Origin of the sequence: Vibrio sp. 10N.261.52.A1 (genome assembly GCF_002876325.1) — a bacterium.
GTDB classification, from domain to species: Bacteria; Pseudomonadota; Gammaproteobacteria; order Enterobacterales; family Vibrionaceae; genus Vibrio; species Vibrio chagasii.
The window spans coordinates 1-1,519 of the sequence record NZ_MCYD01001390.1 but is presented as its reverse complement, the minus strand read 5'-3'; the positions used below and the strand labels follow the sequence as shown (position 1 = coordinate 1,519).

Below are 1,519 nucleotides of genomic sequence, written 5' to 3'. Positions count from 1 at the left end.
CATATAATTATGAAGTCATTTCCAACGCTGACCGCCATGTGCAGTATGGAAACTAGGAGAAAGAAAATGAGCAAAGTTAACGTAAAGAAAGTTGTAGTAGCCTACTCTGGCGGTCTAGACACATCAGTAATCATTCCATGGTTGAAAGAGAACTATGACTGTGAAGTAGTGGCGTTTGTCGCGGATGTTGGCCAAGGTGCTGAAGAGCTTGAAGGTATTGAAGAAAAAGCAAAAGCTTCAGGTGCTTCTGAGTGTTACATCGCTGATCTTAAAGAAGAGATGGTTGCTGATTACATCTTCCCAACGCTAAAAACTGGTGCTTACTACGAAGGTAAATACCTACTAGGTACTTCAATGGCTCGTCCAATCATTGCTAAAGCACAGGTTGAAGTTGCGCGTAAAGTAGGTGCAGATGCACTGTGTCACGGTTGTACGGGTAAAGGTAATGACCAAGTTCGTTTTGAAGGTGCATTCGCTGCACTAGCACCAGACCTACACGTAATTGCACCATGGCGTGAGTGGGATCTAGTGAGCCGTGAAGAATGTCTGGATTACCTAGCTGAGCGTAACATTCCTTGTACTGCTTCTCTGACTAAGATCTACTCTCGTGACGCAAACGCATGGCACATCTCAACAGAAGGTGGCGTACTTGAAGATACATGGAACGCGCCAAACGAAGATTGCTGGGCTTGGACGGTAGATCCTGAGCAAGCACCAAACGAATCTGAAACAGTGACGCTTAAAGTTGAAAAAGGTGAAGTGGTTGCCGTTGACGGTGAAACAATGACGCCATACAACGCACTGGTTTACCTGAACGAGAAAGGTGCTAAGCACGGTGTTGGTCGTATCGATATCGTAGAGAACCGTCTTGTTGGTATGAAGTCGCGTGGTTGTTACGAAACTCCGGGTGGCACTATCATGATGGAAGCACTGCGTGCAGTAGAGCAACTGGTTCTTGATAAAGCAGCATTTGAATTCCGTGAAGAGCTAGGCGTTAAAGCTTCTCACCTTGTGTACGATGGCCGTTGGTTCACTCCACTGTGTAAGTCAATTCTTGCTGCGACAGAAGAGCTAGCGCAAGACGTTAACGGTGAGGTAGTTGTTAAGCTTTACAAAGGCCACGCAACGGTCACTCAGAAGCGTTCTGACAACAGCCTATACTCAGAAGAGTTTGCAACCTTTGGTGAAGATGAAGTTTACGACCAAAGCCATGCTGAAGGCTTCATCCGTCTTTACTCGCTATCAAGCCGTATCCGTGCTCTGAATAGCCAAAAGTAATGCTAACAATGAGTTAGTGAGCTAGCCTTCACTGAAATATTTGTAGGTCAGCAAACAGACATGATTATGCAAAGCCCACTCACTATTGATTAGTGAGTGGGCTTTTTACTTTCTAATCGCCTAATAAATCAGCTTCGGTTTTTACTATCGGATGGCATATAATTCGCGCTCTACGCTGTAAAAATCAATAGATGAATCTTTTGGTGAATAAATATGTTAAAAAAGTGAATTAATACTTTAT

At 44.2% G+C, this 1,519-nt stretch carries 1 protein-coding gene; it reads left to right on the top strand.

What is annotated here, in order from left to right:
* Positions 1-66 precede the first annotated feature (66 nt).
* Positions 67-1,278 carry an argininosuccinate synthase gene (locus BCT81_RS28175; protein WP_063522850.1) on the top strand — a complete coding sequence of 404 codons (1,212 nt, stop codon included), beginning with the start codon at positions 67-69 and terminating at the stop codon, positions 1,276-1,278.
* Positions 1,279-1,519: the final 241 nt, after the last annotated feature.